We start from the raw sequence: 22,546 nt of genomic DNA, 5'->3' as shown, positions 1-22,546 counted from the left end.
AGCACGAGAAAGGGACCGTTCCGCACCGAGGAAGCCCGAAATCTCTGGAATTCCCATGGCCATGGCCCCGTACCGCGTCCTGATCGCCTATGCCAGTACGTCCGAATCCACCCAGGGCATTGCGGAGGAGATAGCCGCCGCGCTACGGGAGGACGGTTTCGACACCGAACTGCGCCCCGCTGCGGAGATCGTGAGCGTGGGCCCGTACGACGCCGTCGTCCTCGGCGGTGAGCTGCGTGGGAACCGCTGGCACCGCGATGCCCGCCGTTTCGCGCGCCGGCATGCGGCGCAACTGCGCTCCCGCGCCGTCTGGTTCTTCAGCAACGGCTCCGGGACCCCGGACGCGTCGGCGGGCGACGGCGTCGATGCGCCGCCGGTCCCCGGCGCGCGCCGGGCCATCGACCGGGCCGGCGCCCGCGGCCACCTCACGATCGGCGGCCGCCCCGGCCGCCTCCCCCGGGGCCCGTTCACCCGCTCAGCGGCCCCGGGCGGCTTTTCGGCCGACCACCGGGAGGTGTCCCGGATCCGCGACTGGGCGCATCACATCGCGAACGAGGTGAGCAACTTCTGACGGGGTGGGGCGGCCGGGTGCGCCGGGGCGGCCGATGCCTGCGGACGGGTCAACCCTGTCCGCCGCCGAAGAGGGAGCCGAGTACGTCGCCGGCGAATTCCAGGCCCGCCTGCTCCCTCGGCGTCAGCTGGTCCGGTCCGTCCGCGGGTGCCGCGACTGCGGACCCGGAGGCGAGAATCCCTGCGGTGAAAACGGCTGCGAGCAAGACGATGAGACGTCGCATCTTCGCTGTTCCTTCCCGTGCGGAAACCAGTGCGGCTCCATCCTCGGCCGCCGGCCGACCCCCCGCCACGTGACGCCATCGGCGCTGCTGCGAACGGACCACGGCCTCGTCCGCTCATACCTCGCGCCGCTCCGCCCGGCGCAATTCCCCGGCGACACCTGTCCTATATTTCGAGGATGTTCATACTTGAGTTGACCTACACCGCCCCTCTCGACCGCGTGGACGCCGCGCTCGACGCGCACGTCGCCTGGCTGGAGCAGCACTACGCCGCCGGGCACTTCCTGGCCTCCGGCCGCAAGCAGCCGCGCGACGGGGGCGTCATCCTCGCGTCGGTCGAGGACCGCGCCACGGCGGAACGGATCACCCAGGAGGACCCGTTCGTCGCGGCCGGCGTGTGCGAGTACCGGATCACCGAGTTCATCGCCACCAAGACCGCTCCGGGCCTGGAGGGCTACCGCGAGCAGCTGCCCGCCTGACGCGAGAGAAGAGGGGTGTGTGGCCGGCGTATTGGCCGCACACCCCTCTTTTTCATGCCCCGGCACCGCCGCTCACTCGTTCGAGGGATGGCAGCCTGACGCCGATCTGCGTACAGTTGATTGCAGTGAAGCCAAAAGTTGCAGTTTCGCGCACCGAGCGCACCAGCTTGGGCCTGACGCTGACTGCGTGAATCGCGCAACCACGGCGCCAGCCGGCGGACGAAGGGTGGGATCAGCCATGAGTGGTACGTCGAACGGTTCGTCGCACATGGAGCAGGAGCTGCGCAGCCAGCCGGAGACCTGGCGGGAGGCGGTGCGCCTGGGCGGCGCGGACAGCCCCCTGCCGAAGGCCGGCCGCCGCGTCGCTGTCGTCGGCTGCGGCACCTCGTGGTTCATGGCGCAGTCGTACGCCGCACTGCGCGAGGCGGCCGGTGCCGGCGTCACCGACGCATTCCCCGCCTCCGAGGCGTTCCTCGGCGCCGACCGCGGCTACGACGCCGTGGTGGCCATCACCCGCTCCGGCACCACGACAGAAGTCCTCCGCATACTCGACGCCGTACGCGGCCGGATCCCCACGGTGACCCTGCTCGGCGACCAGGACACTCCCGCGAAGGAACTGTCCGACGAGATCGTCGCCCTGCCCTTCGCCGACGAACGCTCCGTCGTGCAGACGCGGTTCGCCACCACGGCCCTGGCCCTGCTCCGTACGCATCTGGGCGAAGACCTTTCCGCCGCGATAGGCGATGTCGAGGAGGCACTGTCGGCGCCCGTCGCCCAGGAGTGGGTCGACGCCGAGCAGTTCTCCTTCCTCGGCACCGGCTGGACCGTCGGCCTGGCCAACGAGGCGGCCCTCAAAATGCGCGAGGCCTCCCAGAGCTGGACCGAGTCCTACCCGGCCATGGAGTACCGGCACGGCCCGATATCCATCGCCGCTCCCGGTCGCGTCACCTGGCTCTTCGGCAACGCGCCGGAGGGGCTGGCCGACCAGGTCATAGGGACAGGCGCCCGGTTCGTGGCACACGACCGCGATCCGCTCGCTGACCTCGTACTGGTGCACCGCGTCGCGCTGGAACGCGCCCGTGCCCGCGGCCTGGACCCGGACAACCCGCGCAGCCTGACCCGCTCGGTCATGCTCGACACGACGGCACCCGTTTCCTGACGGCAACTCCTCGGGACCTGCCGCCGCCCCGGCCGGCTCGTACGCCTGTCACTGTCCACCGGCCGACTCTGATGCCTGCCGCTGTCCACCGGCCGACTCTGGCCTGGAGCCGTGCACACCGGCCCCTCGTCCTGTCGCTGTCCGTCGTCCCCGGGCACCCGTCACCGTCCATCGGTCCCGGACACCTGCCACCGTCCATCGGTCCCGAGTACCTGGCACCGCCCATCGGTACCGGCGGTACCGGGCACCCGCCACCGTCCATCGGGCCTGGGTAGTTGTGGTTGTCGGTCGACCCCGGTGCCTTATCGCCGTCCACCGATCAGTGACCGCACTCCCCCAAGCACCGCTGTCGACAGCGCTCCTCCCCCACCCACTCCTACGTAATCCACACGTCGCCCATCGTCGCCCCTACGTCACGGAGGCCGGCTCCATGCCCCTCGTCCCCACGTCAGAGATCGTCCGGGCCGCCGATGAGGCGCGGGTCGGTGCAGTGTCCTTCAACGTCATTCACCTGGAAACCGCGGAAGCGCTGGTCGCGGCGGCCGAGCGCACCGGCATTCCGCTCATCCTCCAGATCAGCGAGAACTGCGTCCGCTACCACGGCAGCCTGTTGCCGATCACCCGCGCCACCCTCGCGCTCGCGGAGGGCTCGTCCGCACGGGTCTCCGTGCACCTGGACCACATCACGCAACATCAGCTCGTGTACGAGGGGGTCGAGGCCGGAGTGAGTTCGGTGATGGTCGACGCCTCCGCCCTGCCGTACGAGGACAACGTCGCGATGACGGCGGAGCTGACCGCCTGGTGCCACGAACGCGACGTGTACGTCGAGGCGGAACTCGGCGAGGTGGGTGGCAAGGACGGCGTCCACGCACCCGGCGTACGCACGGATCCGGACGAGGCTCTGGCGTACGTCACGGCCACGAAGGTGGACGCGCTCGCCGTGGCCGTCGGGTCGTCGCACGCCATGCGGGAACGAACGGCCGTACTGGACAAGGAGCTGATCGAGGCGCTGCACAGCACGTTGCCGGTACCGCTGGTGCTGCACGGCTCTTCGGGCGTACCGGACGACGAGCTGCGCCGGGCGATCGCCGCGGGCATGACGAAGATCAACATATCGACGCACCTGGTCTCGGTCTTCACCCGGTCCATCCGGGAGACGCTGACGGCCGATCCGGAACTGGTGGACTCGCGTAAGTACGTCAAGCCTGCTCGCGAAGCGGTCACCGAGGAAGCGGCCCGGCTCCTGAGCACCCTCAGCGCGAAGACGGCGCTCCCAGGTCAGTACGCCCCCGCGACCCCGGCCTGCGGCTGAGTACGCGACTGATCCACCACCGGCCTGCGGCGGGTCCGCGACCGATCCGCCGCCGGTCCGTCGCCGGTCCGCCGCCGGCCTGCGAGGGGTTCGCGACCGGTCCGCCGCCGGCCTGCCGCCGGCCTGCCAGAGGTTCGCCGCCGGAGCTGCGCGGACATGGCGGGGCTGGGGAGGTGCTGAGGGCCGGACAAGGAGGCCTCAGTTCCGAGGGGAGCGACTTCGGGTCCCGGGGGCGACTACTACGGGTCCCGGGGAGGGAGCGACTACGGGTCCCGAGGGGGGCGGCTTCGCGTTGGCGGGTGGGGGGACAGCTTCGGGTCGGCGGGTGGGGGGAGGGGGCAGGTTGCGACGGTTAGGGTCTTCGCATGAAGCGCCATGAACGGATGAATGCCCTGCTGGAGCTGCTCGGGGAACGCGGCAGGGTGGATGTCGAAGAGGCGGCGACCGCACTCGAGGTGTCGGCGGCGACCATGCGCCGTGACATGGATGCACTGGCCGAGCAGCAACTGCTCACCCGGACCCGTGGTGGCGCGGTACTCAGTTCCGTGGCGTACGACCTGCCTATCCGTTACAAGCACTCGCACCGTGCGGCGGAGAAGGACGCGGTGGCCCAGGCGGCGGCCGGGCTGGTCGAGCGTGGCGACGTGGTCGGGCTGAGCGGTGGTACGACCACTACGGAGATCGCCCGGGTGCTCGCGACCCGCCCGGAGTTCGCGGAGGCCGGACCGCAGCCGCACCTGACGATCGTCACGAATTCGCTCAACATCGCCAACGAGCTGGCCGTGCGGCCCCAGATCAAGATCGTGCTGACGGGCGGGGTGGCGCACTCGCGGTCGTTCGAGCTGGTCGGTCCGTTCAGCGAGCTGGTACTGCAGCAGATTTCCGTTGACATCTCGTTCATCGGGGCAAACGGCGTGGATCCGCAGATGGGGGCCACCGTGCATGACGAGGCGGAGGCCCGCATCAACCGGCTCATGGCCGAGCGGTCCCGGCGGGCCGTGATCGTCGCGGACTCCTCGAAGATCGGGGCACGCTGTTTTGCCCGGGTCGGCGACGCGGATGTGTTCGACACGTTCATCACCGACGACCGGGCGGAGGACTCGGTCCGCCAGGAGTTCACCGACCACGGCCTGCGGGTCATCGCCGCCTCCACCTCCCGGTCCGCCCCCGAACCTGCACCCACGCAGGCACCACAACCGGCCCCGGACCCGGACCCGGCACTGAAACCGGACCCGGCACCGGCACCCGCACCCGCACCGACTCAGCGCTGACGTTGCGCCGCGCCGCCCTATTGGCGCCGGATTGCCTTACTGACGCGGCGTTGCCATCGCTGACGCCGCGCCGCCTTACTGACCCGCGTTGCGTTCCGGGGATGCGGGCGCCGTATACCGAGGCGCCACCCGGCCGACGAGCCGACGAGCCGACGAGCCGAGCCGAGCCGACGAAAGGTCGGCGCGAGTCGGTACCGGACGGTCGCAGGGCGGAGGTCTGACGGACACCGGACAGGATCGGGCGAACAGTGGGCGGATGCCGGACGGGATTGGGGGGGGGACGCCGGACGGGGATCGGAGTGATGCCGCACCGACTTCGGTCCGATACTGCACCGGCGTCGGTCCGAGGCCGGGTGGATGTTGGGCCGATGACGGGCCGGGGCGACGTTGGCCCGATGACGGACTTGCGCCAAGCCGCCGATGTGGAGCTCACGCCGGGCCGATGCCGGCCGCCGGTGGGCCGATGTAGGAGTCGGGCTGATGCCGGGGGCGGGTCAGGGGGCGGGGTGGAGCAGGGCTTCGGCGCCGCCGTCGACGAAGAGGAGTTGGCCGGTGACATGGGTGTTCTCGGGCGAGGTGAGCCAGGCGAGAAGGGGGGCGATCTGTTCGGCGCGGGCATGGCCGTTGAGCGGCATCGGGACGCTGGTGTCGACGACCTTGCGCAGGTCGGGATCGGCAAGCAGGCCCTCGGTCATCGGGGTGAGCACGGTGCCGGGGCCGATGGCGTTCAGCGGGATACCGGCGCCCGCCCAGTCGTCGGTGACCGCCGTACGCCGTACCCACCGGGCGAGAGCGGCCTTGGAAGAGCTGTAGATGAGGTGGCCCTCGCCACGGTCGAGGGCGTTCTGCGCCGCGGTGGCGGCTGCCTCCTCGTCGCCCGCGCCTGCCGCCTCGATGATGGCTGGGTCGGAGGGATGAACGGCGGCAACGGAGGCCACGACCACCGCGCGCGGGGCGGTGCCGGCCACGAGTAGCGGGCGCAGACCCTCCAACGTGGCGATCGCGCCGAAGTAGTTGACGCGGACGGTGTCGGGCACGAAGTGCGCGAGGCCGGCGCAGGCGATGACGGCGTCGAGTCGGCCGCCGGACAGTTCCCGGGCGCGGTCGACCAGTTCGGCGCGGCCGCTTTCCGTGGCGAGATCGGCCGCTATCGCGACGCCGTCGCCATTGCCGTGACCATCGCTATCGCTATTGCTGTTGCTGTTGCTGTTGCTGTTGGGATTGCCGTCGCCGTCAGGGGCAGCGGTCCGGTCGGCGCCGATGACGGTATGGCCCGCGGCGCGGAGACGGTCCGCGGTGGCCTTGCCGATGCCGGACGCCGCCCCGGTGACGAGATACGTGCGAGCGGCGGAGTCGTTGTCGGAGGTGCGAGGGGAGGGGGAAGGGGAAGGGGGCATTGGTCGGCTCCTTGCGGCTCGGGGCACAACGTGCGGGGCAGGGCGTACGGAGCGGCAATTCGCTTGGCTGGCAGCCAACTTAGATTAAGTGGCATGTCATGCCAATAAGTAGGACGCGGCGCTGTGGCAGAGTGACGGGCCGACGGGTCGACGGAGCGCAAAGCGGCAAGCGGCGACACGGGGCGGCGAGCGGCGGCGAGAGGAGCCACGCGGATGACAGCAGGGCGCGGGCGGCCGTCGTTCAGCGAAGACCGGCGCCAGGCGATCCGGATGGAGATCGCCGAAGCGGCGGCCGAACTGTTCTCCGACCGCGGATACGAGGCGACGACGGTGGAGCAGATCGCGGCGGCCGCCGGAATCTCGTTGCGTACGTTCTACCGTTACTGTCCGGCGAAGGAGGACGCGCTCACTCCGGTCTTCACCGCGAGTGTCAGCGGGCTCGTCGATCAGCTGGCCGTCCGTTCCGCCGACGAGCCGCTGGTCGAGGCCGTCGGGGCGGCGTTCGCCGAGGGGGCCTCGTTCCGCAGGTTGGCCGACGCGGAGCGAGCGCGGCGGCTGCTCCGGGTGATGGGTTCGGTGCCGGAACTGCGTACGCGCTGGTTGGCGACGGGCCGGGAGTTGCAGGACCGGCTCGCACCCGTACTCGCCCCGCGCACCGGCGGGGACCCGGACAGCATGGAGACCCGGCTGCTGGCGGCGGCTCTGATCGACGCGCTCACGGTGGCGATGGAGTTCTGGGCGGACGAACGCAGCCCGGAAGAGAAAGACGTCATGGTCTTCGCCGCTCGGGCGTTGCGGTATCTGCGGATCGACGACCGCCGGCGGGCGACGGGCGGGGCCGGCGGCGATCAGTGAGGCAACCAGAGAGGTGATCGGCGGGGCGATCGACGGGGCGATCGGTGAGATCGACCCGTGAGGCCGATCTTGAGGTCGATCTTGAGGCCGATTGCGAGGTCGAGCGGTAATCGGTAAGGGCAGCAGCGGTCGATCCCCGGCCCTGGCTCCGGCTCCGGCTTGAGCTCCCTCCCCGACCTCGCCCCGCCCCCCGGCCCTGGCTCCGGCTTCCCACGCCACCGGCCAGCTCGTCGGCCGGCAAGTCCATTCGTCGGTCAGCAGGAGCGGTTTTTGACGTACAGGGCGCGGGGATCGCGGTCGGTGCCGTAGCGGACGTTCTTCGTGACGCCCTTCTTGAGGCGGCCGTGCGGGTCGGGGCGCCACGGGACGACGATCGTGTAGCAGGCGGTCCGCTTGGTGCACAGGTTCTTCAGCCGGACGTACCGCTTGTGCTTCTTCGTGTAGTACTTCGACACCTTGACGCACTGCGGCGCCCGATGGTGACCGGAAGCGGCGGACGCGGTCTCGGCCGACACGAAGCCGAGCATGCCGGTCAGTATGGCCGCGACGATGGCTATGGCCAGGTATCTACGCATGGGTCCCCCCGTGATCGGTCCACTTGACTATCGCATTTTCCGCGAGCCGGACAAGGGACACCCCACCGTACAAGGGAGCACGCTGCGGCCCAGGGGGCGACGGGGGCGCCCGCACCGGGAGCACGATTCACGCGGTGCTCCCGTTGTGCTGCCGTGCGGCCGTGTCCGGTGAGACGGCCGAGTGGGCCGCGACAACCTGGCGGGACCGCCGGCTGAGAGGCGGCAGCCGTCGGCCACAATCGCAATCAATAATTCACGAGTAAAATACCTGCTAATATTTATGTATGGGCAAGCACGCTAGACCGTCACGACTGGGGCAAAGGATCACGAAGAGCACCCGTATCAGCGACCGCGTCCCCGAAGCCGTCACCGGCTCCGACACGGGAAATGGCACCGGCGCAGGAAAAGGCACCGGTACGGGGAGTGGCACCGGTACGGGGAGTGGCATCGGCACGAGGAATGGCGCAGACGCCGGGCGGGCCGTCCGGGCGCGGCCACTGCCGGTCAAGAGCACCGTGCGGCTGCGTCGGCCGCTGGAGACCCGGCACTGGCACAAGCCCGCCTTCAGTGCGGCCGCCGCCATCGCCGTGCCCAATCTGACGCTGCTCGCCCTGGACCGGATGGACCTGGTCCTCTACACGTCGGCCGGCGCGATGTGCGCGCTCTACGGGCACAACAAGCCGTACGCCGCGCGCGCCCGGACCGTCGCCTGGGTGATCCTCGGCATGATCGCCAGCCTCGCCGTCGGTCTGGTCAGCTCCGCCTTCATCGGCAGTACCGTGCTGCTGGTGCTGATCGCCTCCGCGCTGGCCGCCGTGCACAAGATGATGTGCGACGCGACCCGCATCGGGCCGCCCGGCAACCTCATCATCACCTTCATCTCGGCCTCGGCCTTCTTCGTGCCGCAGCGACCGGACCAGATCCCGTTCCATCTGCTGCTCGCCGTCGCGGGCGGGGCCGTCGCCTGGCTGGTGTGCATGGCGCCCCGGCTCGTGCGGCCGGAGGGGCCGCAGCGGATCGCCACCGCGCGGGCGCTGGAGGCTGCCGCCGGGCTGCTGCGTGCCGCGCCCGGCGCCGCGGCCGGCCCCCGGCACGCGACGGCCGCCGCCGTCAACGCCGCCTGGCAGACGATCTTCCTCGTACCGGCCCGCAGTGCGGCCAAGTACGCCGCCAGGGCGCGCCTGGAGCGCCTGCTCGTGCGGGCGGAATCCGCACTGGCAGTGGGCCCAGTGCGGGACATGGGCGTACCGAAGGCCGTGGGCGTACCGAAGGCCGTGGGCGTAGCGGAGGCCGTGGGTGTAGCGGAGGCCGTGGGGACTGTGGGGGACGTACCGGCCGGGGTCGGGGGGCGGGCAGCGGACGCCGAGCTGTTCGACGCCTGGGCGCGTGACCTGCGCCGTGGCCGCCCGCTGCCCGACGTGACACTGAACGCCGAGCAGACCGCGGAGCTGGTCGGCATCGCCGCCGACCAGGACAGGACCGAGCAGGGCGGAACCGAGCGGCACGGGGCCGAGCGGAACAGGACCGGCCAGGACGGGATCGACGAGGGCGGGACCGAGCGGGATCTGCGGCGGCCCGCCCCTGATCACCTGCGCGGCTTCCGACCCGTCCTCGCACAGCTGCGGCCCGGGTCGCCGCTCCTGCCGCTCGGGGCGCGGGTGATGATCGGCTGTACGTTGGCGGGCTGGGCTTCGATGGCCATCGGTTCCGAGCACCCGTACTGGGCGGTCGTCACCGCGGCCTCGGTCTTCCAGGCCAACACCACGCTCTCCTGGCAGCGCGCGGTGCAGCGTTCCCTGGGCAATCTCCTCGGGCTGCTGCTCTTCACCGCACTGCTGCCGCTGATCCACACCGGACACCTCGCGATGGTGTTGCTGGTGATCCTCTTCCAGATCGGCGCCGAGGCGTGGATCCCCCGCAACTACTGGCTCGGCTCGGTCTGCGTGACCCCCATGGCGCTGCTGCTGACCTCGTTCGGCAACGCCCTGCCCGCGAACGTTCTCGTACGCGACCGCTGGGTGGACACGGTGGTCGGCGCGATCATCGGCCTGATCTGCTGCGTACTGGTGACCAACCGGCGGGCGACGGACCGCATCGAGGCCGCGGTCGCCCGCGTCGCCGCGGCCCGGGAAGCGGCGGATGCGGTGCTCGCGGCGGAGCAGCCGGACGACCTGGCGGCGGGCTGGGCCCGCGATCGACTCGCCGCGACGCTGGTCGAGCTGCGCGAGGCCGTCGAGATCGCCTCCGGCGAGTGGTGGCAGCGCGCCCTGCCCGCTGAACGCGTCACCCTCGCCGAACGCGACGGCCACCGCACGCTCGCCCGCCTCGTCCGCCACCTGACCGCCCCGACGCTGGCGGCCTAGGGCCGGTCATGTCCACGGCCCTGTCCGAGCCCGTGGCCGTAACCGCGGCCGTCTCTGTGCCCGCGCCCGTGGCCGTGGCCGGCTTCGTACCCGTGGCCGTGGCCGGCTTCGTACCCACGCCCGTGGCCGTGGCCGTCCCGGTCCGGGCCGGGGGCAGGTCGGGTGTGGCCGGGCCAGGCCTGGGCGGGGCCCGAAGCACAGTCCCCGGCGTGGGGCGGCAGTACAGGAGCGAGTGGGCAGAATGGGCGCGAAAGACCAGCCGGACGAAGGAGAGCTGAGCGTGGCCGAGGACATCGTCGCAGGGGTGCTGCGGCAGTGGCAGCAGGTGCACCCCGGTCTCGACACCGGGCCGATGGCCGTGATCGGCCGGCTCAACCGCTGCTCCGCGCTGCTCCAGCAGGCGGTGGACGCGCCGCTCGCGCAGGAGGGGCTGTCCCGGGCCGAATTCGACATCCTCGGCACTCTCCGACGTACCGGGCGGGAGCTCACCCCGGGCCAGCTCGCCCGCGAGACGTTCGCTTCGGGCGCCGCCGTGACCAAGCGCCTACGGCTGCTGGAGGAGCGCGGGCTCGTCGCCCGGCGCCCGGACGCGCGTGACCGCCGGGTCGCGCACCTCAGCCTCACCGACGAGGGCCGGGAGCTGATCGACCGGCTGCTGCCCGATCAGCTGTCGTTCGAGTCCAGCCTGCTGTCCGGCTTGTCCGGGGAGGAGCTGGGCAACCTGTCCACGACCCTCTCCGACCTGCTGCTGCACCTGGAAGGCCGACTGGGTACCCCGCGGACCTGAACCACGCCCTCCCCCCCTCGTACCGACCCACGGTCGATCCCCACGAGTCGATGTCCACGGTCGATGCATACGAGTCGATGTCCACAGCCGATCATTCCCGTCCGCCCGCCCGGCCGACCAACCGCCTGACCGCCTTGTTCGACCGACCGTCCAACCGCCGCCCGACCGACCGCAGGCGATCGTCACCTCAGACGATCACCGTCGCGGAGCGCCCCCTCGCGTCCCTCGCGCCGGTCGCGCCGGTCGCGCCCCTCGGCTCCTCATCCTCGCCGTATCGCCGCGCGGCCGTGTTCTCCTGCTGCCCAGCAGGCCAGGTCCGGAGTGCAGGACACGGTGTCGTACGAGCCGGGGTCGAGCGTGCGCCAGGTGCGGCCGCCGTCCGTCGTGAGGTCCGTGCCGGTGGGGCCGACGGCCAGCGCCGCACGCCGGGAGTACGGCAGCCATGCCACGCCGGAGCGGTACGCGGGCGGCGGGGTGCTCGCCGTACGCCAGGTGGCACCGGCGTCGCCGGTGACGGCGGCGGCCTCGGGCGACGGCTCGCCGGGACGGTAGTCGCCGCCGACGGCCAGCCCGTGGGCACGGTCGCGGAAGGCGAGCCCGAAAACGCCGCGGGCCGGGTCACCGGCCGGCAGCGGCGTGGCGGTAGCGGTCCACGTGCGGCCCCGGTCGGCGGAGTGCAGGACCCGCGCGGCGGCCGCACCCCCAGTGGCGAGCCAGACGTCCCGGCCGCCGCCTGACCGGCCCTGGGCGCTGCTCCGCGCCGTGACCAGGCACTGCCCCGATGCTGCGAAGGACGCCTCGCCCGGCTGGGCCGCCGGCATCCCGGTCGACGGCAGCACCCGCCAGTTGCGGCCGCCGTCGCCCGTGGCGAGGACGCGGTACTTCCCGTCGACCGGGTCGCTCACGGCGAGGCCGTGCCGGGGGTCGAAGAACGCCATGCAGTCGTAGAAGGCGCGTGGATCGGTGTTGCGGAAGCTCTCCGTCCAGGTGGAGCCGCCGTCCTCGGTACGGAAGATCCGCGATGCCTCGCCCTCACCGATCGCCAGCACCACGGCGCGGCGCCCGTCGAACGCCTCGACGTCCCTGAACTCCAGCTCGTCAGCGCCGGGCGGCGAGACGTTCCGCCAGGTCGCGCCGCCGTCACGGGTCCGCAGTACGGTGCCTTCGGTGCCGGCCAGCCAGGCGGTACGGCGGCTGACGACGGCGAGGCCACGGAAGCGGGCGTCCGTACCGGTGGGCCGCAACGCCCAGCCACCGGACGTCGGAGCCGACGCGTTCACCACTGCGGCGGGAGCGACGACGGCCGAGGTCTGCGCGGCCGAGGTGTGCGCGGCCGGGACCCGGACGACTGGGACCTGCACGGCCGGGACCCGGACGGCTGGGACCTGCGCGGCCGGGACCCGGACGGCCGGGACCTGCGCGGCCGGGGCCTGGGCGGCCGGATGCGCGTTGGGAATAGCCGCTGCCGTACTCGCAGTCGCTTCGGGCAGCGTCCCACTCGCCACAGCCATCGCAGCCACGGCAGCTACGGCAACCACCGCAGTCGCCGCAGTCGCCGCAGTCGCCGCACTCACTGCGCCGGCACCCCGACGAGTACGCCTACCAGCACCTCGCCAAGCCCCCGGACCGATCCGCCACTCTCTACCCACAGGTCCCACTCCCCACTCCCACCACCCCCCACTCCCCCACTCCCGACGAATGCGCCGCAAGCTAGCCGACGGCGGAGAAGAGCGTCCAGGTCTCGGCAGCGCCGAATCGCGGGGGCGCGCGCCGCTTCCTAGAGTGAGCGGTGAAGGGCGCCAGGGAACTTGTCCGCCAGTGAGGAGTGACCCATGGACCAGCAGGAGATCCTCTCTCGCATTTCGGCGATGGTGGAGACCGAGAGGGCGCTGCGCGACCGCATCGCCGCCGAGGAATCCGGTGGCGACGAGGAACGCGCGCAGCTGGCCGAGGTGGAACGCGGGCTGAACCAGTGCTGGGACCTGCTGCGGCAGCGGCGCGCCAAGAGTGAGTTCGGGCAGAACCCGGACGAGGCGGCCGTCCGCCCGTCGTCCCAGGTGGAGCAGTACCGGTCGTAGAACGGAGCGAGTCTACGCAGTCTCTACGCATGCACTACGGCGTGCGCCGTCCGTTGCGCGTACCCGGTCGCCGTGCGGGGGCCCGCTCGGCTACCGAAGACGGCTGAGCCTACGTCCGTCCGCTCCCGGGCGGCTGGCGCGGAAGGCGGTCGCCCGGCGGGTGTGCGTCGCCCGCTGAGCGGCTGCTGCCCGGTTCCGGACGGGGCAGAGCGGAACAAGGGGGCGCAATTGTCCGCCCCACCAGGGGCCGTGACGCAGCTCACGCGGAAATCCGGTGCACTGCCGTAACGATGCCGCCGTCATAGATGTCGTAGAGGCAAGGAACCGCACCGGACACCAGGGAGCCGACGATGCCGGACATCATCGACCACGCTGTTCAGGCCGGCCTCATCGCGACGGAACCGCAGTCGCGCGCCGTCCTCGCTCGGCTGCGCTACAAGAGCAGCGATCCGTTCGCCGTCCAGGCGATCTTCCCGGCCTCTGCTGCTCTGGACGGCACCGAGGTCCGGTGGACCTTCGGTCGGGAGTTGCTGGCCGAGGGGATGCGCGAGCCGGCCGGGGACGGTGACGTGCATGCCTGGCCGTGCGGCCCGCGCCACACGATGCTGGAGTTCCACGCCTCCGAGGGGATCGCGATGGTCCGGTTCGCCTCCGCGGATCTGCGGCGTTTCCTTTCGAGCACGTATCTGGTGGTGCCCCGGGGCAGCGAAACCCGGCACCTGGACGTGGACGCCGACCTGGCAGCGCTCCTGCGCGAGGCGTGAGGCGCTAAGCCGGAGGCGTGAAGCGCTCAGCGGGAGGCGCGAGGCGTGAGACATGGGGCGCGAGACGTGAGACGCGCGGCGCGAAGTCTTTGGACTTCGGGTCGACGCGCTCGGCAGGAACCCGGCACCCCGGGTGATCGTTCACCCTGTGTACCTGATATTCCGTACGGGAAACCCACGACCGGACGGGCGTCCGAACACAGGCGCCTACCCCATGGACGACAGGGATCACCTGACATGACATAGATCACATGCCTGTCACATGCACGGCTCACCCGGGCACTGCGTCTAACAGTGTGAGCCGTGCGCAGGTTCGGCCACGCCCATGACCCCGACAGCCGTAAGGGAGCAGCCGTGATGCAGAGCGCCATCGACCAAGCCGTGCAGGTCCGTCTGATCGCGACGGCGCCCGGTTCGCGTCCGGTCCCCGCCACGCTGCACTACCATCCGGCCGATCCGCTGGCCGTGCGGATGTCGTTCCCGCCGGAGATCTCGCTGGACGGCGCCGCGGTGGAGTGGGCGTTCGCGCGCGAGCTCCTGTCGGAAGGGCTGCGCGGGCGGGCCGGCACCGGTGACGTACGGGTGCGTCCGCTGGGCGAGGACCGGACGGTGCTGGAGCTGCACGTGGCGGACGGCGTCGCGATGGTGCAGATGAGTTCGGCCGACATCCGGCTGTTCCTGGCGCGGTCGTACGAGGCGGTGCCCGCCGGGGAGGAGCGGCTCGACGTGGACGGCGGTCTCGCGGAGCTGCTCGGCGAAAGCTGACCGGAGCCTCCGCAAGGGCACACCGAGGTTCCCGCGAGGGCTGACCGGAGTCTCCGCGAGGGCTGATCGGGGTTCGTTGCACCGCGCCACGTGGTCTGCCCCTGTTACCGACCCGTCAAGAAACGTACCGATACTGGTCGCATGCCACGAGTACTGCTCATCGAGGACGATGCCGCCGTTCGGCACGGGGTCTCGCTCGCGCTGCGGCGGCGCGGGCACGACGTGGCGGCCGCGGCCAGCGGCGAGGAGGGGCTGACCACGCTGCCGGCCTTCCGGCCGGACATCGTGCTGCTGGACCTGATGCTGCCGGGCAAGGACGGCTTCGAGGTGTGCCGCCGTATCAGGGCGGACCGGCAGCTGCCGATCATCATGCTCACGGCGCGCGGCGACGACCTCGACGTGGTGCTCGGCCTGGAGGCGGGCGCGGACGACTACATCGTGAAGCCCGCGCGCGGCGAGGTGCTGGAGGCCCGTATCCGGGCGGTGCTGCGGCGGACGGCGCCGCCGGCCCTCGGCGAGAGCGGGCCGCACGAACCGGGACCGGCGCCGGTGGAGGCGCACGGTCAACTGGTCGTGGACCGGGCCGGGCTGGTCGTGACCAAGAACGGCCAGGACCTGGCGCTGGCGCCGTCGGAGATGAAGCTGCTGCTGTTCCTGTCGGCGGCGCCCGGGCAGGTGTTCAGCCGCCAGCAGTTGCTGGAGCACGTGTGGGAGCACAGCTACCACGGGGACGCGCGGCTGGTGGACGCGTGTGTGATGCGGCTCCGAACGAAGATCGAGGACACCCCGCGCAGCCCGCGGTACGTCCAGACGGTCCGCGGCTTCGGCTACCGCTTCGGCCCGCTGTGACGCGCACCCGGGGCCAGGCCGAAACCCGAGGCCAGGCCGAAACCCGAGACCGGATCGGAATCGAGGACCTGGCCGCCACCGGAGCCCATGGCCGGGCCGGAACCCGAGGCCGGACCGGAGCACCTGACCGGACAGAGTCCCCTGACCGGTCCGGAGCCTCTGGTCGGGCCGGAACCCCTAGGCGGACCGGAGCCCCTGGGCGGGCCGGGCTGCGGCAGTTGCTGCGCGGTCTGCGGGCCCGGCTCGTCGTGGCGTTCCTGCTGGTCGCGGCCGTCAGCGCGCTGACCACCGCGGCGCTCACGTACCGCGAGGCCCGCAACGCGATCCTGGAGCGCTCGCAGGACACCGCCATCAACGATCTGCGGGCGCAGATCAATTCGCTCGCGCCGGACCTGCCGGTGCCGCCGAGCCGCGCCGACCTGGACGAGTTCGCGCGGCAGCTGGACCGCTCCGGCAAGGCCCGGGACTGGGACGTGGAGGCGGACTACGAAGGCGTGCCGGACAACGACTCGGACGCCGACGTCGCGGTGCCGGAGGAGCTGCGGAACTCCGTGGAGCAGCGGCACGTACCGGCGTTCCAGCGTGTCGAGCGCGGCGGCGAGCCGTGGCTGCTGATCGGCATGCCGGTCACCCGGGCGCACGACCGCGCCCCCTCGAAGCTCTCCGTCTACGCCCGGCTCCCGCTGCGCGCCGAGGAGGCCAACGTGGAGGAGCTGGTGAGCGCCGCGCAACGGGGCGCGCTGCCGGTGCTGGCGCTGGCCCTCATCCCGGCGTTGCTCGCGGCGCGCGGCGTGCTGCGGCCGGTCCGCAAGCTGCGGCAGGCCGCCGGGCGGATCGCCCAGGGCAAGCTGGACACCCGGCTGGAGGTCAAGGGCGAGGACGAACTGGCCGAGCTGTCCCTCACGTTCAACGACATGGCGGCCCACCTGGAGGAGAACGTCGCCGAACTGCGCCGCCTGGAGGCCAACTCGCGGCGGTTCGCCGCGGACGTGTCGCACGAGCTGCGGACGCCGCTGGCCGCGATGACCGCGGTGACGGACGTGCTGGACGAGGACGCGGAGGCCGGGACGTTGGACCCGGACACCGCGTCGGCAGTGCGGCTGATCAGCCAGGAGACCGGCAAGTTGGCCCGCATGGTGGAGGACTTGATGGAGGTGTCCCGGTTCGACGCGGGGGCCGCCGCGCTCCATGCGTACGAGGTGGACGTCGCCGAGGCGATCCGCAAGACGCTGCAGGCCAGGGCGTGGCAGGACCGGGTGGCGGCGGAGCTGCCGCCGGCGGGCGTGCGGGCGCGGCTGGACGCCCGCCGGCTGGACGTGGTGGTCGCCAACCTCGTCGGCAACGCGCTGCACCACGGGGGCGAGCCGGTCACGGTACGGCTGCGCACGCCGGTGGACGGCCGGCTGCTGATCGAGGTGGCGGACCGGGGCCCGGGCATCGACCCGGAGGTGCTGCCGCATGTCTTCGACCGCTTTTACAAGGCCGACTCCGCCCGCGCCCGGTCCGAGGGCAGCGGCCTGGGCCTGGCCATCGCCATAGAGAACGTCCGGCTGCACGGCGGCACCCTGCGCGCCGCCAACGCGCCGGACGGTGGCGGCGCCGTCTTCACCATCGACCTGCCACTGCGCAGGGACGAGACGGACGAGGCAGAAGAGGCAGACGAGTCGAGTGAGGCAGACAAGGCAGAGGAGACAGGTAAGGCGGACGAGACGGACGGGATGCATACAGCGGTCTGCGAGCCGGAGGCGCCGGTCGAGGTGAACGAGCCCGCGCCCTCGCACCACCTGAACGAGCCGGCAGCCCCGCACCAGCTGGACGATCCAGCGACCCCGCACCAGCCGAACGAGCCGGCAGCGCCGCACGCGACAGGCCCGACGAGTGCGGAGGGCATCACCGGCTCGACGGACTCGACGGACTCGACGGACTCGCGGAGTGAGACCCGCCCGCGCGGCGATACCCACGAGACCGCCACACCCCCTGCCGCCGGCGACCCCCACCCGACCAGCAAACCCCCCGCCACCGACGCCCCCACCCGACCAGCAAACCCCCCGCCACCGGCGAGGAGGAGTCATGACCGTCTCCGTTTCGAAGGCGCGCACCGTTTCGAAGGCGCGCACCGTTTCGAAGGCGCGCACCGTTTCGAAGGCGCGCACCGTTTCGAAGGCGCGCACCCGGACCGCGAGCCTCGCCCCCGCCCTCTCCCTCGCCCTCGCCGCGTTGTTGACCGGTGCGCTCGCCGGCTGCGGCATCGAGCCCAGTGACGTGATCGACGCCGGGGAGCCGGCGACCGGGCTGAAGTCGGACGGGCAGGCCCCCGCCGATGTGCAGCTGTTCTTCCTCGCATCCACCGGGCTGCGGGCCGCCGCCCGCTCCGCGGAGCACCCCGCCACTCCGCAGCGCGCCGTCGACCTGCTGCTGGCCGGGCCGAACACCGCCGAGCGACAGCGGGGGCTGACGACCGCGCTGCCGGACCTGCGCGACCGGGTCACCGTCACCCCGCAGGACGACAGCATCACGATCACCGTACCGACCGATCCGGAGCGGCTGGACCAGCCCGCGCTCAGCCAACTGGTGTGCACGGCGGCCAACGGCCAGGTGCCGGGCGGCCGGTCGCCGGAGGAGATCTCCGTGACCGTACGCGGCAAGGGCGTGGAGGTCGGCCCGCTGGTGTGCGGCGGCAACAACGCCTATCCGTACCTCACACCGCGGTCGGCCGCACCGAGCCCCGCCCCCTCCGCGGCCCAGCGCACCACCCCCGAGCCGTCGCCGCGCTCCTGACCGGGCGGCCCGCTTCCTTTACGCTGCTCTCGGCGATCAATCCGGTCAACGTGCCGATGAGGCAAGGGAGTTGCGGATGGTACGGCGGTCAGCGGCGCGCGGAAGAGCGGCCTCTAGGGCCTCGGGAACGTACGACTACGTCGTCGTCGGGGCGGGTTCGGCGGGCTGTGTGATCGCGGCCCGGCTGTCCGAGGACCCGACGGTGCGGGTGGCGCTGGTCGAGGCGGGCGGCCCCGACCGCCGGCAGGAGGTCCGTATCCCCGCCGCCTTCCCGAAGCTGTTCAAGACGGCGTACGACTGGGACTTCACCACCACCGCGCAGCCCGCGCTGAACAGCCGGGAGCTGTACTGGCCGCGCGGCCGTACCCTCGGCGGCTCGTCCTCGCTCAACGCGATGATGTGGGTGCGCGGCCACCGTGCCGACTACGACGCATGGGCGGAGACGGCCGGCGAGGAGTGGGGGTACAACGAGGTCGCCCGCTACTTCCGGCGCGCCGAACGGTGGGCGGGCCCGCCGGCGCCGGCGCTCAACGCCGATGAGGGACGGGAGCGGGTGCACGGCGCGGCGGGACCACTGTGGATCTCCCCCGCGCGTGACCTGCACCCGCTCTCGTCGGCGTTCCTCGACGCCTGTACGGAGTCCGGTCTGCCGCGGCTGGCGGAGCTCAACGAACCCGATCACAGCGGCTGTGCGGCGACTCCGTTGTCACAGCGGCGCGGGCGGCGCTGGAGCACGGCCGACGGCTATCTGCGGCCCGCGCTGCGCCGCGCCAACCTCACGGTGTTCACGGACAACGAGGCCCGCCGCATCCTCTTCGACGGCGACGGCGACGGAGACGGAAACAGCCACAACCACAATCACGGCCACAACCTCAGCCACAACCAAGGCCCCGGCCCCGGCCTCGCCCCCGGTGGCAACGACAGCGACCGCAAGCGGGCCTGCGGGGTGGAACTGGCCAACGGTGTGCTGCGGGCCCGCCGCGAGGTGCTGCTGAGCGCCGGGGCGATCGGCTCGCCGCAATTGCTGCTGCGCTCGGGTATCGGGGACGCGGACGAGCTCAAGGCGCTGGGCATCACGACGGTGGCCGACCTGCCGGGGGTCGGCCGGCACCTGCAGGACCACCTGTCCGTTCCCGTACTGCGGTACGCGCAGCACCCGGTGACGCTCACCGGCGCGGACACCCCCGCCAACATCGCACGCTACCTGCTGGCCCGGCGCGGCCCGCTGACCTCGAACGTCGGCGAGGCCGTCGCGTTCGTCCGCAGCACCCCCGAGCTGGCGGCGCCCGACCTGGAGCTGATCTTCGCGCCGGTGCCGTTCGTCCGGCACGGTCTGGAGCCGCCGGCGGAGCACGGCGTGACCATCGGGGTCATACTGCTGCAGCCGGAGAGCCACGGCCGCATCACGCTCACGGACGCCGATCCGGCCGCGCCGCCGCGCATCGAGCCCGCGTACCTGAGCCGATCGGCCGACCTGCGGCGGATGGTGGCGGGCGTGCGCCGTGCGGAGGAACTGTTCGACAGCGCGGCGCTGCGCCCGCACGTCGGCGGGGCGCTGCCGCCGTGGCGGGCGAGCGCGGACGACGCCGGTACGGAGGAGACGGTACGGGCGCTGGCGGAGACGCTGTACCACCCGGTGGGCACCTGCCGGATGGGCACGGGCGACGACACGGTGACCGATCCGGCGCTGCGGGTGCGGGGCGTGGCGGGCCTGCGGGTGGTGGATGCGTCGGTGATGCCGCGCATCACCCGGGGGCACACGAACGCCCCGACCGTGATGATCGCCGAACGCGCCGCCGACCTGATCCGGTACGGCGACACCGTGTGACGACGGCGGCGCTCAGCCCGCCGTGAGCCGGACGCGCAGGAACCGTGGCCGGTAGAGCGACACGTCGTCGTTGACCGCGCCGGTGGCCGCCGTGCCGGGCGGGCCGAGCGTGTTCACGTCGTAGCTGAGCAGCAGGCCGTGCCGGTCGGTGAACTCCGGGTGCGCCTGCGGGTTGTAGACGGCGGTGCGCTCGGCGGAGCCGGCGGGGTCGGGCGGCCGGGGCGGGGTGATCGCGCCGTTCGGGCCGTGCCAGGGGCCCCGGGCCGAACAGGACCAGTAGCTGGTGACGGTGGCCAGGCCGCGGCCGCCGCCACCCGCGGCGGCCATGGTGAACAGCACCCACGTACCGCCGTCCCGGACGACGGTGAAGGCGCTGCCCACGCCGCGCCGGCCGCCGTTGCGCAGCACGGGCGCGGCCCGTTCGGGGTCGGTCCGCCAGCCGTGGCCGTCCCAGTAGCGCCAGGCGCGGGGGTCGGCGAGCCGGCCGGTGGGTACGCGGGCCAGGTACGCCGAGGCGGCCGGTCGGTCGGTGGGGGCGTCGCCGCCGAAGACGTAGGTGTGGCGGCCGCGCGGTACGGCGGCGGTGCCGTACAGCACGCGGGCGGCGGGGTCGGCCGCCGGTGTGCGGTCGCCGACGGTGGTGACGTGCTCCAGGCGGAGCCCGGGTAGGGAGAGCGTGGCGACCTCGGTGGTGCGGGGCTCGCCGAAGAGCCAGGGGCCCTTGCCGGGGGCGCGGTTCCAGAGCAGGACGCGCAGTACGTGCACGGAGGGGCCGGGTGCGCCGGGTGCGCGGGGTTCGACGCGTGCGGCCACCGGCCAGCGCCACGCACCCGCCGCGCCCTGGGAGCGGGGCGGGTCGGGGAAGTATCCGGCGGGCCCGGCCGGCGTGCGGCGGATCAGCGTGTCGTACGGGCGTCCCGAACGGCCCGACACGATCACCGAGTTGCGGATCAGGCCGGGCGGGCCGCTGCCGGCCGCCTTGGCGCGCCAGGAGTGCGGCTGTCCCTTCGGGTTGGGCGGCGGCTGGATCCGGTCGAGGAAGGTGTCGGAGAAGAGCCAGAGCGTGCGGCCGTCGGGGAGGCGTACGGAGTGGGTGCCGTCGCCGCCGGTCCAGTCGTCCGTGCGGGAGTTGTCGTCGCCGTACCGGGCGAAGGCGTGGGTGAGGCGGGGGTCGGGGGTCCAGGAGGCGATCTTGCGAGCGGCGCAGGGGGCGGCGCGCCCGCCCATCGGTACGGTGACGAGCACGGCACCGACGATTGCGGCCACGACTGCCGCCGCGAGGAGCCCCGCCAGGACGGCGGTGCGCCGGGACACCCGGCCGACAGGACGTCTCATGCCCCGATCATGCCTCGCCGGACCGCCCGCCCCGGTCAGGGCGTGCCGGTGGCCACCTCTCGGTGGCGCTCAGTGGCGCTCGGTGGCACTCGGCGGCGCCTACTGGCGCCTAATGGTGCCCGTCGTGTCCCGGCACCGTGCCGTCCGGCTTGGCGATCAGCAGCATGCCGGCCATGCCCATGTCGGAGTGGCTCTGGACGTGGCAGTGGTACATCCAGGCTCCCGCGCCGACCCCCTCCCCCGCGAGGAACTGGAAGCCGAAGGAGTCGGCGGGGCCGGTGATCTTGTTGTCGATGATCCGGCTGGGGTCGTCCGGGCCCTCCAGCAGGCCCGTGCGGTTGTCGGCCCAGCGGTGTCCGTGCACGTGGAACGTGTGGTAGTACTCGCCGTGCGTGATCATGATGATCTCGACGCGGTCGCCGACGGTGGCCTTGAAGTCGGGCCCCTTCGGCAGGTTGTTGATCGTCATGTCGTTGAAGACGATGGTGAACCGGCGGTCCGGGTCGGGCAGGACGTCGCCCTCCCTGCGCACCACGACCGGCCCGTAGAGGCCCTTGCGGATGCCGCCGGTGCCGTGCTCGGTGCCGACGACGTGGTCGTGGTAGTGCCAGTAGCCCGCGCTGCCGGGGCGCCAGGTGCCGTCCTTGCGTCTGCCGGGCTTGTGGGTGCGCCAGGTGTAGGTGCGGGTGCCGCCCGGCTCGACGTGACTGCCGTTCATCTTCGTGCCGTCGCTGGCGGTGTCGTAGTCCAGGCCGTGGACGTGCAGGCTGGCGGCGACGTCGAGGGTGTTGGTGACCTCGACGTGCAGGGTGTCGCCCTCGATGAGCTCGACGATCGGGCCGGGGATGGTGGCCTTGCCCTTCTCCAGGCCGTAGCCGAGCTGCCCGTCGGGGAGCTTCTCCATGTAGAGCTTGAGGTGTTTGACCTCGCCGCCGGCGCCGGCCCTGCGTACGGAGCCGGCGGCCCGGGCGGCTGCCGGGGCGGCCGTGGCCCCCACGGCCAGGCCGGCCGTGCCGAGTGCCGCGACCGCGGCCCCACCGGCGAACAGCCGGCGGCTCAACGCCCCCTGCACGGCGGAAGTTCCGTCTCTCTCGGTCATCGTGCTCCCCTCGCAGAAAGCGCTCTCGGCAGTGAGCCGTCCGGAACGGTAGCGCCGTGAT

At 72.2% G+C, this 22,546-nt stretch carries 21 protein-coding genes; 15 read left to right on the top strand and 6 right to left on the bottom strand.

The genetic code is table 11. The annotated features are described in order from the left end of the window. Window positions 1–55: 55 nt before the first annotated feature. Window positions 56–571: a flavodoxin domain-containing protein gene (locus tag IF20_RS20020; RefSeq protein WP_234426744.1), complete on the top strand. Its 516-nt coding sequence runs from the start codon at window positions 56–58 to the stop codon at window positions 569–571. Between the two features lie 49 nt (window positions 572–620). Here the strand turns inward: IF20_RS20020 and IF20_RS39270 are convergent, their stop codons facing one another. After that, window positions 621–794 (bottom strand): hypothetical protein, encoded by a 174-nt coding sequence (locus IF20_RS39270; protein WP_199896674.1) that lies wholly within the window; start codon window positions 792–794, stop codon window positions 621–623. 176 nt (window positions 795–970) lie between these two features. Here IF20_RS39270 and IF20_RS20015 point away from each other — a divergent pair, with 176 nt between their 5' ends. From IF20_RS20015 to IF20_RS20000, 4 genes are all read left to right on the top strand, one after another. Beyond that, window positions 971–1,270: a YciI family protein gene (locus tag IF20_RS20015; RefSeq protein ID WP_052866606.1), complete on the top strand. Its 300-nt coding sequence runs from the start codon at window positions 971–973 to the stop codon at window positions 1,268–1,270. Between the two features lie 238 nt (window positions 1,271–1,508). Further along, window positions 1,509–2,429 carry an SIS domain-containing protein gene (locus IF20_RS20010; protein ID WP_052866605.1) on the top strand — a complete coding sequence of 307 codons (921 nt, stop codon included), beginning with the start codon at window positions 1,509–1,511 and terminating at the stop codon, window positions 2,427–2,429. A gap of 430 nt (window positions 2,430–2,859) precedes the next feature. Next, the gene (locus IF20_RS20005; RefSeq protein WP_052866604.1) at window positions 2,860–3,741 is read left to right on the top strand and encodes a class II fructose-bisphosphate aldolase; all 882 of its coding nucleotides are present in this window, start codon (window positions 2,860–2,862) and stop codon (window positions 3,739–3,741) included. Window positions 3,742–4,106: 365 nt separating this feature from the next. Then, on the top strand, window positions 4,107–5,012 hold the full coding sequence (locus IF20_RS20000) for a DeoR/GlpR family DNA-binding transcription regulator (protein ID WP_110944352.1): 906 nt from the start codon (window positions 4,107–4,109) through the stop codon (window positions 5,010–5,012). A 494-nt stretch (window positions 5,013–5,506) separates the two neighbouring features. On the opposite strand, the gene IF20_RS19995 is transcribed toward IF20_RS20000, so the two are convergent. Beyond that, a complete protein-coding gene (locus IF20_RS19995) occupies window positions 5,507–6,409 on the bottom strand; it encodes an SDR family oxidoreductase (RefSeq protein ID WP_052866603.1) in 903 nt (300 codons plus the stop codon). Between the two features lie 213 nt (window positions 6,410–6,622). Between IF20_RS19995 and IF20_RS19990 the strand changes: the two genes are divergently transcribed. After that, window positions 6,623–7,264, top strand: coding sequence for a TetR/AcrR family transcriptional regulator (locus tag IF20_RS19990; protein WP_052866602.1), 642 nt, complete (start codon window positions 6,623–6,625; stop codon window positions 7,262–7,264). Between the two features lie 254 nt (window positions 7,265–7,518). On the opposite strand, the gene IF20_RS19985 is transcribed toward IF20_RS19990, so the two are convergent. Then, window positions 7,519–7,839, bottom strand: coding sequence for a hypothetical protein (locus tag IF20_RS19985; RefSeq protein WP_052866601.1), 321 nt, complete (start codon window positions 7,837–7,839; stop codon window positions 7,519–7,521). A gap of 515 nt (window positions 7,840–8,354) precedes the next feature. Here IF20_RS19985 and IF20_RS19980 point away from each other — a divergent pair. Then, window positions 8,355–10,202, top strand: coding sequence for an FUSC family protein (locus IF20_RS19980; protein ID WP_234426743.1), 1,848 nt, complete (start codon window positions 8,355–8,357; stop codon window positions 10,200–10,202). A 280-nt stretch (window positions 10,203–10,482) separates the two neighbouring features. After that, complete coding sequence (locus tag IF20_RS19975; RefSeq protein ID WP_052866660.1) at window positions 10,483–10,989, top strand: MarR family winged helix-turn-helix transcriptional regulator; 507 nt, start codon at window positions 10,483–10,485, stop codon at window positions 10,987–10,989. A 260-nt stretch (window positions 10,990–11,249) separates the two neighbouring features. Here the strand turns inward: IF20_RS19975 and IF20_RS19970 are convergent, their stop codons facing one another. Further along, window positions 11,250–12,272 (bottom strand): WD40/YVTN/BNR-like repeat-containing protein, encoded by a 1,023-nt coding sequence (locus IF20_RS19970; RefSeq protein ID WP_052866659.1) that lies wholly within the window; start codon window positions 12,270–12,272, stop codon window positions 11,250–11,252. A gap of 549 nt (window positions 12,273–12,821) precedes the next feature. Between IF20_RS19970 and IF20_RS19965 the strand changes: the two genes are divergently transcribed. The 7 genes from IF20_RS19965 to IF20_RS19935 all read left to right on the top strand — a co-directional run bounded on the left by IF20_RS19965 (window position 12,822) and on the right by IF20_RS19935 (window position 20,051). Continuing rightward, window positions 12,822–13,067 (top strand): DUF2630 family protein, encoded by a 246-nt coding sequence (locus tag IF20_RS19965; RefSeq protein ID WP_052866600.1) that lies wholly within the window; start codon window positions 12,822–12,824, stop codon window positions 13,065–13,067. 350 nt (window positions 13,068–13,417) lie between these two features. Further along, window positions 13,418–13,831, top strand: a complete 414-nt coding sequence (ssgD, locus tag IF20_RS19960; protein ID WP_052866599.1) for a spore wall synthesis regulator SsgD — start codon at window positions 13,418–13,420, stop codon at window positions 13,829–13,831. A gap of 357 nt (window positions 13,832–14,188) precedes the next feature. Beyond that, window positions 14,189–14,596, top strand: a complete 408-nt coding sequence (gene ssgD, locus IF20_RS19955) for a spore wall synthesis regulator SsgD (RefSeq protein ID WP_052866598.1) — start codon at window positions 14,189–14,191, stop codon at window positions 14,594–14,596. Window positions 14,597–14,737: 141 nt separating this feature from the next. After that, window positions 14,738–15,445: a response regulator transcription factor gene (locus IF20_RS19950; RefSeq protein WP_052866597.1), complete on the top strand. Its 708-nt coding sequence runs from the start codon at window positions 14,738–14,740 to the stop codon at window positions 15,443–15,445. A gap of 218 nt (window positions 15,446–15,663) precedes the next feature. Further along, on the top strand, window positions 15,664–17,706 hold the full coding sequence (locus IF20_RS19945) for a sensor histidine kinase (RefSeq protein WP_234426742.1): 2,043 nt from the start codon (window positions 15,664–15,666) through the stop codon (window positions 17,704–17,706). Window position 17,707: 1 nt separating this feature from the next. Then, window positions 17,708–18,223, top strand: a complete 516-nt coding sequence (locus IF20_RS19940; RefSeq protein ID WP_234426741.1) for a hypothetical protein — start codon at window positions 17,708–17,710, stop codon at window positions 18,221–18,223. A gap of 76 nt (window positions 18,224–18,299) precedes the next feature. Then, on the top strand, window positions 18,300–20,051 hold the full coding sequence (locus IF20_RS19935) for a GMC family oxidoreductase (protein ID WP_052866596.1): 1,752 nt from the start codon (window positions 18,300–18,302) through the stop codon (window positions 20,049–20,051). A 12-nt stretch (window positions 20,052–20,063) separates the two neighbouring features. Here the strand turns inward: IF20_RS19935 and IF20_RS19930 are convergent, their stop codons facing one another. Continuing rightward, window positions 20,064–21,386, bottom strand: a complete 1,323-nt coding sequence (locus IF20_RS19930) for a DUF4185 domain-containing protein (RefSeq protein ID WP_052866595.1) — start codon at window positions 21,384–21,386, stop codon at window positions 20,064–20,066. Window positions 21,387–21,495: 109 nt separating this feature from the next. After that, complete coding sequence (locus IF20_RS19925) at window positions 21,496–22,485, bottom strand: multicopper oxidase domain-containing protein (RefSeq protein ID WP_052866594.1); 990 nt, start codon at window positions 22,483–22,485, stop codon at window positions 21,496–21,498. Window positions 22,486–22,546 lie beyond the last annotated feature (61 nt).

The organism is Streptomyces niger (assembly GCF_000718305.1).
GTDB lineage: Bacteria > Actinomycetota > Actinomycetes > Streptomycetales > Streptomycetaceae > Streptomyces > Streptomyces niger.
Note: the sequence above shows the minus strand (reverse complement) of the source record. Positions and strands in the feature narration are given on the sequence as shown.

Bases quoted from the DNA above. Each gene is read 5' to 3' on its own strand.
- IF20_RS20020 (WP_234426744.1), top strand. From the start codon at position 56: ATGGCCATGGCCCCGTACCGCGTCCTGATCGCCTATGCCAGTACGTCC.
- IF20_RS19965 (WP_052866600.1), top strand. From the start codon at position 12,822: ATGGACCAGCAGGAGATCCTCTCTCGCATTTCGGCGATGGTGGAGACC.
- IF20_RS19985 (WP_052866601.1), bottom strand. From the start codon at position 7,839: ATGCGTAGATACCTGGCCATAGCCATCGTCGCGGCCATACTGACCGGC.
- IF20_RS20015 (WP_052866606.1), top strand. From the start codon at position 971: ATGTTCATACTTGAGTTGACCTACACCGCCCCTCTCGACCGCGTGGAC.
- IF20_RS19935 (WP_052866596.1), top strand. From the start codon at position 18,300: ATGGTACGGCGGTCAGCGGCGCGCGGAAGAGCGGCCTCTAGGGCCTCG.
- IF20_RS19925 (WP_052866594.1), bottom strand. From the start codon at position 22,485: ATGACCGAGAGAGACGGAACTTCCGCCGTGCAGGGGGCGTTGAGCCGC.
- IF20_RS20000 (WP_110944352.1), top strand. From the start codon at position 4,107: ATGAAGCGCCATGAACGGATGAATGCCCTGCTGGAGCTGCTCGGGGAA.
- IF20_RS19930 (WP_052866595.1), bottom strand. From the start codon at position 21,386: ATGAGACGTCCTGTCGGCCGGGTGTCCCGGCGCACCGCCGTCCTGGCG.
- IF20_RS39270 (WP_199896674.1), bottom strand. From the start codon at position 794: ATGCGACGTCTCATCGTCTTGCTCGCAGCCGTTTTCACCGCAGGGATT.
- ssgD (WP_052866598.1), top strand. From the start codon at position 14,189: ATGCAGAGCGCCATCGACCAAGCCGTGCAGGTCCGTCTGATCGCGACG.
- ssgD (WP_052866599.1), top strand. From the start codon at position 13,418: ATGCCGGACATCATCGACCACGCTGTTCAGGCCGGCCTCATCGCGACG.
- IF20_RS19990 (WP_052866602.1), top strand. From the start codon at position 6,623: ATGACAGCAGGGCGCGGGCGGCCGTCGTTCAGCGAAGACCGGCGCCAG.
- IF20_RS19995 (WP_052866603.1), bottom strand. From the start codon at position 6,409: ATGCCCCCTTCCCCTTCCCCCTCCCCTCGCACCTCCGACAACGACTCC.
- IF20_RS20010 (WP_052866605.1), top strand. From the start codon at position 1,509: ATGAGTGGTACGTCGAACGGTTCGTCGCACATGGAGCAGGAGCTGCGC.
- IF20_RS19950 (WP_052866597.1), top strand. From the start codon at position 14,738: ATGCCACGAGTACTGCTCATCGAGGACGATGCCGCCGTTCGGCACGGG.
- IF20_RS20005 (WP_052866604.1), top strand. From the start codon at position 2,860: ATGCCCCTCGTCCCCACGTCAGAGATCGTCCGGGCCGCCGATGAGGCG.